Origin of the sequence: Parabacteroides sp. AF21-43, assembly GCF_003635435.1 — a bacterium.
Lineage (GTDB): Bacteria > Bacteroidota > Bacteroidia > Bacteroidales > Tannerellaceae > Parabacteroides > Parabacteroides distasonis.
In genome coordinates, this window is record NZ_QTMG01000005.1 from 144066 (window position 1) to 151376 (window position 7311).

The following is a 7311-nucleotide window of genomic DNA, read 5'->3' on the forward strand; positions in this document are numbered from 1 at the left end:
TTTTATGCCATACCCAGCTATGCTTTACAGCGACAAAAACCTATGGTTATGAGCCGTAAAGCATAGGTTCATATAGTCCGTGAATACCCATGAATCAAAAAAAGGAAGCCGCACGACAGCAGCTTCCTTTTTCAATAGGATACGAATATTTTCAAGCTTAGAAAGCGTAGTCCAAACTTAATCCGAACACCTTGTTGGTGCGGCTATACACATTCTGCCCAGGAAGTCCCGTGCCGCAGTAGTTGTCCATCTTCTTGGTATAATCGTGGTAAGTTGTCCACATATATCCCACGTTCAAAGCCATTTTTTCGCTCAACATCACTTTAGCACCAAAGCCCAGCGAATAAGAATCGCAGGAGAAACTAACATCACTTTGGAAATTATCAGACAAACCATAATCTGTAATTTGAGCGCCACCGCTAATGGTCAATCTCTTGACAACATCCCACTCTATACCAAACAGATACTCATTCGTACCTCTTTCCAGTTCCTTCTGCTTTCCACCGGCCATTCCCGCCTTCTTGTCATCGAAGAAGTGATATTCAACAGAAGCCTTCAACATGGGCAAAAACCGATAAGAAGCTGCCACCGAAAGCATGGAAGGAATATCGTTCGGCGTATTTACACCATGCTTATAAGGGCCAACCAAATCTTCCGCACTGTCGGGATAATCCAACTTCTTGGTATTGTTTTCGATGTTCAAGTTCGTCTTAAACTCATATTTAGCTCCGAAATTGAATTTACCATATTTGACATCGACACCCAAAACCGGTGTCAACCCCCAACCTGTCTGGTCGCAATCCAAAGCCAGGTTCATTAAATCCGCTCCACCAAAATTCTGTTTTAATTTTGCATCCAGATACCCGTCATAGTTTCCTGAGAAATAGTTCATCCGGCCACCGGCAAAGGCAGAAAGCCAATCCGTGATCTTGTATGATAGGCCAAGTTGTAGGGAATAAATATACTGTTTTCCGTCCATCGCACTGTTAATAGTATACATATCCGGCGTGACGATGGGACTTTGACCGCCAGTCTTTATATATTTCGCTACACTTTCCTTGAAGATACCGGCCATAGCAGCCGATTCGAACATTGGCAGGCCATCGTCAAACGAAGCCTTACCACCTCCACCCGTAATGGCAAAGAAACCGGAGATCGTCCAATCACCTTTTTTGTAAGCCGCAAAAACACTCGGAATCACGGGAGCGGCTGCCTTTCCTTTGTAATACTTTTTATAGGGAACGTCGCTCACTGTCGGCACCTTATTCACTGGGTCGAAACCATTGTATGTACTGAAAGAGGCATCGATATCCCGGGTCTGGAAAGCACTTTGGATACTCACACCAACGCGGAAACCGTCTGTCGGCAAAAAAGAAAGACCCGCCGGGTTTGACAAAGCGCCGTCTATATCAATTGCAGCACCTCGCGAAAGTGACCTTAAAAAGGCTGCATGCTGATTCGTATTCGTCAAATATCCTCCAGCGAAAGAAACCAAAGGCATCATCATCAATGCCGCACCTAATACTACTTTTTTCTTCATGTTTTACTTTTCTTGATTACAAAACGGTCGCAAAGATAAATACTTTTTTCAAACACTGCACACTTTTAATAAAAATGTGCCGCACAAAACAGCAAATACTGTGCAAACACATAAGACTAATTAACAATAGAAGAGCCGCAAAGGTAGTAACGTGAAATCAGGTATTAGTTATAATCAAAAAGAATCATCCTAATCAGAAAAGGATATATACAGCAAGTACTAAAGAAGATATACTTACTTTACCCAAAAAGATATACTACAAGTGCCAAGTAAGTATAACTTCTATTTTTCCGAAATAAATCGTATATTTGTCTCTATAACTTAATTCTTTAAACCGTATAGATAAAATGAAAAGACTAGCATTACTCGCGGCTCTCTTACTGCCGCTATCCATGGCTTTCGCCCAACAGAACGTAGGATTCAAGACCGATAAGGTAGAACCTCTCGTGATCAACCCAGACAATAGCGTCACTTTCTATGTAGAAGCCCCAAAAGCGAAGTCCGTCTCCGTAAAAGGAGACTGGGAAGCCAACGAGGGCAATGGCCAGATGACGAAAGGGAAAAACGGTACATGGAGCTATACGACTCCCCCACTGTCATCCGAAATGTACACCTATCGTTTAAATATTGATGGTATTTATAACATCGCCCCAAACAACCCATTCTCTTGCCGTGACGTAGGCACCTTGTTCAGCCTGTTCTATATCAACGGGGGAAATGGCGATTATTATCAAGTACGTGACGTACCTCATGGCAATGTTACAACCACTTGGTATCACTCGGACATCCTCGGGAGCGAACGAAGACTTAGCGTTTATACGCCTCCTTTTTACGATAAGAACATCCAATCTTATCCCGTTCTGTACCTGTTACATGGCAGTGGCGGCGACGAGAACGCTTGGCTGGAGCTTGGCCGTACCGCCCGTATCATGGATAACTTGATTGCCGAAGGCAAGATACAGCCAATGCTTGTCGTTATGCCAAACGGTAATCCCAGTAAACAGGCCGCTCCCGGCGAAACATCCGATAACCTGAATTACAAGCCGGCCATGAGCAACAGCTTCCCCGGTTATAAGGATGGCTCGTACGAGAAGAGTTTCACCGAGATCATTCATTTCATCGATAACCGTTACCGTACGATCCCGGATAAGCGACACCGAGCCATAGCCGGACTTTCGATGGGTGGTTTCCATACATTATATATATCATTGAATTATCCGGACTATTTTAACTATATAGGACTTTTCTCCGCCGGGCTCAGCGCAAATGGTGTAGACCCCAATAGCCCGATGTACACGAACCTCGACGAGAAGTTAGGAAACCTCAAGAGATCCGGTTATCAATTGTTCTGGATCGGTATCGGAAAGGACGATTTCCTGTACGACGCGAACCAGCAATTCCGCCAGCGAATGGATAGCCTAGGTATGAAATACCAGTACGTAGAATCCACCCGAGGGCATATCTGGGCCAATTGGCGGGCTTATCTCCTCCAATTCGCTCCTATGCTTTTCAAATAAAAGACATGAGCAGATGAATCATAATATACCGCAATACGACTTCTATAAACACAAATACGGCGATGAGCTACTTATCGACGTCGTTCCCTTGAACACGATCAAGAAGTATCTCAAGGAACAACCCGTACATATATTGACGTATTACGATATAACATTGATCACTAGCGGGGAGGGAGAATTCCTTATCGATCATCAAGCGAACCGGGTAAAGCCTCAAGATATCATCTTTACCCGGCCCGGCGAAATACGCAAATGGGACGATAAAACGATACAAGACGGATTCGCTCTTATCTTTGAGGAAGAGTTCCTGCTCTCTTTTTTCAATGATCCGGCATTTCTCCGGAACCTCTCTTATTTCCATACGGAAAGACGGTCTTCCAAGCTCAGTCTCGACAAGAAAGCCTATGCCCGCATCTCCGAGTTGATCTCGGAGATCGATAAAGAGATCAAGAACTATCAGTCGAAAGACAAACACTTACTCCGGGCCTTGTTGTACGAGACATTAATGTTGCTCAACAGGTTATATTCTAACTCGAACGCTTTACCACCAGACACAAACACCCGATCTAAAAGCATCTATGTAGACCGATTTATCGAGTTAGTAAACCATTCCTTCAAGCAAGATCATTCCATCCGGAGCTATGCCGATCGGCTTTGCATCACCCCGAACTACCTGAATGAGATCGTGAAAAACGCTACAGGCATCAACGCTAAACAATACATCCTAAACAAAATACTAATCGAGAGCAAACGACTATTGACTTATACAGACTTACCTATATCCGCCATAACGGAAGCTCTAGGTTACGAGGATCCATCCTATTTCATCCGTCTATTTCGTTCCCAAACAAACATGACCCCGCTAAACTATCGCAGGAATACAAAACCGTAAAAAGTACTATTTCCTCCTTTATACGTATTATACGAACTCCATTCGGTATGTCTAATTTTGCCTCTATCAATAAATAAAGCATCATGAGACAATACAAATCATGGATAGCGGCTCTCATATTAGGAAGCACGTTATCCGCTAACGCACAACAAAAGAATATGGAGAACAAAACATTAAACGAGAACATCCCGGAGATGATCATCTCCCTTGAAAAAGAGGCTCTAGCCTCGACCGACCCGATGGCATTCGTAGAGCTTTCAGACACCGACGTGATTTACTTCGATCCTTCCCTAGAGACGAAAATAGAGGGATTGGAACAACTGCGCACTTATTATAAAGGTATGCAACTTCCTCCGGCAGATCATTTCGACATGATCCGCCCGGTCGTACAAGTCGCGCAAAACATAGCGGTCCTCACCTTCAACCTTGATAGCTACTTATCCGACAAGGTAATAAAATGGAACTGCACCGAGGTTTACAAACGCAACCCCGACAACCAATGGAAGATCATACAAACCCACTGGTCTTACGTGAAACCGCTAGATTAAAGTTAAAACATTTGCCGCTTTCTGAACCAAAACGGTTCGTAAAATGTATTATATAGACTATTCACTAAACACAAATTATATGATACGGAATTTACTGAAAGCGGCAAATGCGCTTACATTTAGCACGATGTTCCTGTTACTCCTCGCCGGATGCAACAAGAACACGATTATTTTTGAGGATGGAACAACCCCGAACGGCTCTTCGGGAAACGAGGACCCGGGAAACAGCACGTTGGTGACCTTCAACGCCTCCGTGGAGGGCCGGAACCTATTACGTTCCATGTCTCCCATGAATAAAGGGATACAAAGCAGGGTTTATGTCTTCGACAGCAGCGCAGGAACCAAGGGAAGCCCCGAGGCGTCAGGTCTTTACATAACCTCATCTCCCGGGGTGTTAACAGGAAGTGACGGATATAAAATGTTTCTCTCCAATGGCACTTATAATTTCTACGCCGTATCCGACAATTTCTCCACGATCCCCCCGACATTCACGAGTGGCGTATCCGAACCCCTCTTCAACGGTATCGATTATCTTTGGTGGAGTGCCATACAACAGGATGTAAATAGCTCCCAAATCAATATACCGATTGTTTATGGGCATGTGGCTACCCAAGTCGTAGTAGAATTAACCGGCGGTGAAGGCATCACGATCAACCAACTAGTCTCCGCCATGATCACTCCTCCCGTGGTTGGGGCTACCATGGATCTGGGCACAGGTGTCATCACTCCTGCTACCGCCTTCGGAAAAGCGGATAAGATGGGCATAAACGGATTAACCGCCCAATATATCATGTTGCCGATAAGACATTCGGCTCCAATGACTCTCACGTTGGAAATATCCGCCGACAATGAAAACAGCACCCGCACCTATACCACCCAGATCCCTCTTCCGGATGGCGAGTTGAAAGCGGGAAACTCTTATTTATTTAAAGCGGTAATCAACGGTAATTCGGTCACTTTGGCCAGTGTCAACGTAAAAGACTGGACAGATGTGGACGAGACAGGAAAGCCCCTTTATCCGACCCAGAATTAAAGCCCGGTTCCTATTTTCCGTATCAATGAATATTGGTACGGAAAATATGCCTATATTTACCCCGTCACCTCTAAAAACAATACGAATATGATTGAGATTCCCGAATCCGCCACCATTGGCAAACAGGCTAGCGAAACGCTAAAGGGTAAACGGATAGCGCATGTTATCGAGTCGAACAGTCCTCACCGTTTCACGTTCTATAATGGCGATCCGGCGGAATACTCCAATAGGCTGGTAGGACGAACGGTCCTAGGCGCCCAAGGCTATGGCGCATTCGTGGACATCCTTATGGACGCGGATACCCACCTCTTAATCGGAGACGGAACCAATATGCGTTATTATACCTCCGCGGAAAAGGCCCCGAAGAAATATCAGCTTATGATCGTATTTGAGGACGACTCGTTCCTAGCTTTCACGGTTTCGATGTATGGTTCCATCTACGCTTTCAAAGGCGAGTTTGACAATCCCTATTACCAAGGTAGCATCCATAAGCTATGTCCGTTGGACGAGAGATTCGATAAAGCCTATTTCCTTAGTCTCATCCGGAATCTCAAGAAAGATATATCCGCAAAGGCGCTGCTCGCCACCGAGCAACGTATTCCGGGCCTGGGCAACGGAGTCTGCCAAGATATCTTGTTCAATGCCCGGATCTCCCCGAAACGAAAAATATCGACTTTATCAGAAGAGGATATAGACCGCCTCTTCAACACCGTGAAATCCACGCTGGAAGAGATGACTCGCCGAGGAGGCCGGGATACGGAGAAGGATCTATACGGCGCCTTAGGCAATTACCGCACGATCCTATCGAAGAACACCTACCATGACCCTTGCCCCGTCTGTGGCGAACGGATACAGAAAGAGGCTTACCTCGGAGGCAGCATTTATTATTGCCCGCATTGCCAGCGAGAAAGATAAGTAATACGCTCAAATTGACAATATGACAATATGTAATCTGAAACCCCGGAGAATCGTTTTTTCCGGGCAAAGATACATGCTGTTACCAAATACGAGAAAAAATATCAGCAATCAATTGTATTATAACACTTTGCTTAAATATACCCTTTCATTCTAGCGAGATTAATTCATCCTATCTCATATTTATGCAGGAGAAAGGTGCTTTTCATACGGATGCATCGCCCATTTCTATAGGTTGCGTACCCAATTCCTACCGTATGTATCGCCAAACACATACGGTAGCGTTGCCTAACACTGGCTTTTGCGTTACCTAATCCCATTACTTTCGTCTCCTAATAGAGATATTCATACAAAAAAACAGGGTAAAATGGATAATTTGACCATAAAGCACTCCCTATTTCTTCTATTCGCAAAAAGGCCCTGTCATCATAATCCCGGATTTTCAAACAAAACGTCAAGGTTATCGCATTTTCGCTTACAACATCATTGAAGCCTACCGCAAAACAGATTGCCGCCCCCTGCTTTTGCGAATGTTTTACAAACATAGAGTTTTGCAGGTGAGCCGTCATTCTTGATAAGTGAGGAAAAAGAAAAAGCCCTGTAATCTTTAAATTACAGAGCTTTACTTTATTTTGCTTTCTTTGAAAGCGGTCCGGACGGGACTCGAACCCGCGACCCCATGCGTGACAGGCATGTATTCTAACCAGCTGAACTACCGAACCATTTTATAATCAATAATAATTTTGAAAAAGAGGCGGTCCGGACGGGACTCGAACCCGCGACCCCATGCGTGACAGGCATGTATTCTAACCAGCTGAACTACCGAACCTCTTTTCTTTATCGCTATCTCTCTCGATTGCGGTGCA

6 protein-coding genes and 2 tRNA genes are annotated in these 7311 nt (G+C 44.7%); 5 read left to right on the top strand and 3 right to left on the bottom strand.

Annotation, left to right across the window (positions count from 1 at the left end):
- Positions 1-157 precede the first annotated feature (157 nt).
- Positions 158-1540: an OmpP1/FadL family transporter gene (locus tag DWX84_RS05845; protein WP_005864631.1), complete on the bottom strand. Its 1383-nt coding sequence runs from the start codon at positions 1538-1540 to the stop codon at positions 158-160.
- Positions 1541-1887: 347 nt separating this feature from the next.
- On the opposite strand from DWX84_RS05845, the gene DWX84_RS05850 reads away from it, so the two are divergent.
- The 5 genes from DWX84_RS05850 (at position 1888) to DWX84_RS05870 (ending at position 6445) form a co-directional block, all read left to right on the top strand.
- Positions 1888-3057: an esterase gene (locus tag DWX84_RS05850; protein ID WP_122297569.1), complete on the top strand. Its 1170-nt coding sequence runs from the start codon at positions 1888-1890 to the stop codon at positions 3055-3057.
- A 13-nt stretch (positions 3058-3070) separates the two neighbouring features.
- A complete protein-coding gene (locus DWX84_RS05855) occupies positions 3071-3949 on the top strand; it encodes a helix-turn-helix domain-containing protein (protein ID WP_048927600.1) in 879 nt (292 codons plus the stop codon).
- Positions 3950-4032: 83 nt separating this feature from the next.
- A complete protein-coding gene (locus DWX84_RS05860) occupies positions 4033-4497 on the top strand; it encodes a nuclear transport factor 2 family protein (RefSeq protein ID WP_048927599.1) in 465 nt (154 codons plus the stop codon).
- Positions 4498-4540: 43 nt separating this feature from the next.
- On the top strand, positions 4541-5530 hold the full coding sequence (locus DWX84_RS05865; protein WP_048927598.1) for a fimbrillin family protein: 990 nt from the start codon (positions 4541-4543) through the stop codon (positions 5528-5530).
- 87 nt (positions 5531-5617) lie between these two features.
- Positions 5618-6445 (top strand): DNA-formamidopyrimidine glycosylase family protein, encoded by an 828-nt coding sequence (locus tag DWX84_RS05870; protein WP_048927597.1) that lies wholly within the window; start codon positions 5618-5620, stop codon positions 6443-6445.
- 648 nt (positions 6446-7093) lie between these two features.
- Here the strand turns inward: DWX84_RS05870 and DWX84_RS05880 are convergent.
- Together DWX84_RS05880 and DWX84_RS05885 are read right to left on the bottom strand one after the other, a co-directional pair.
- A tRNA-Asp gene (locus tag DWX84_RS05880) sits at positions 7094-7167 on the bottom strand.
- A 33-nt stretch (positions 7168-7200) separates the two neighbouring features.
- Positions 7201-7274 (bottom strand) — tRNA-Asp (locus DWX84_RS05885).
- Positions 7275-7311 lie beyond the last annotated feature (37 nt).

What these genes read in the sequence shown, in the direction of transcription:
- DWX84_RS05870 (WP_048927597.1), top strand. Translation starts at nt 5,618, where the DNA reads ATGATTGAGATTCCCGAATCCGCCACCATTGGCAAACAGGCTAGCGAA.
- DWX84_RS05865 (WP_048927598.1), top strand. Translation starts at nt 4,541, where the DNA reads ATGTATTATATAGACTATTCACTAAACACAAATTATATGATACGGAAT.
- DWX84_RS05845 (WP_005864631.1), bottom strand. Translation starts at nt 1,540, where the DNA reads ATGAAGAAAAAAGTAGTATTAGGTGCGGCATTGATGATGATGCCTTTG.
- DWX84_RS05850 (WP_122297569.1), top strand. Translation starts at nt 1,888, where the DNA reads ATGAAAAGACTAGCATTACTCGCGGCTCTCTTACTGCCGCTATCCATG.
- DWX84_RS05855 (WP_048927600.1), top strand. Translation starts at nt 3,071, where the DNA reads ATGAATCATAATATACCGCAATACGACTTCTATAAACACAAATACGGC.
- DWX84_RS05860 (WP_048927599.1), top strand. Translation starts at nt 4,033, where the DNA reads ATGAGACAATACAAATCATGGATAGCGGCTCTCATATTAGGAAGCACG.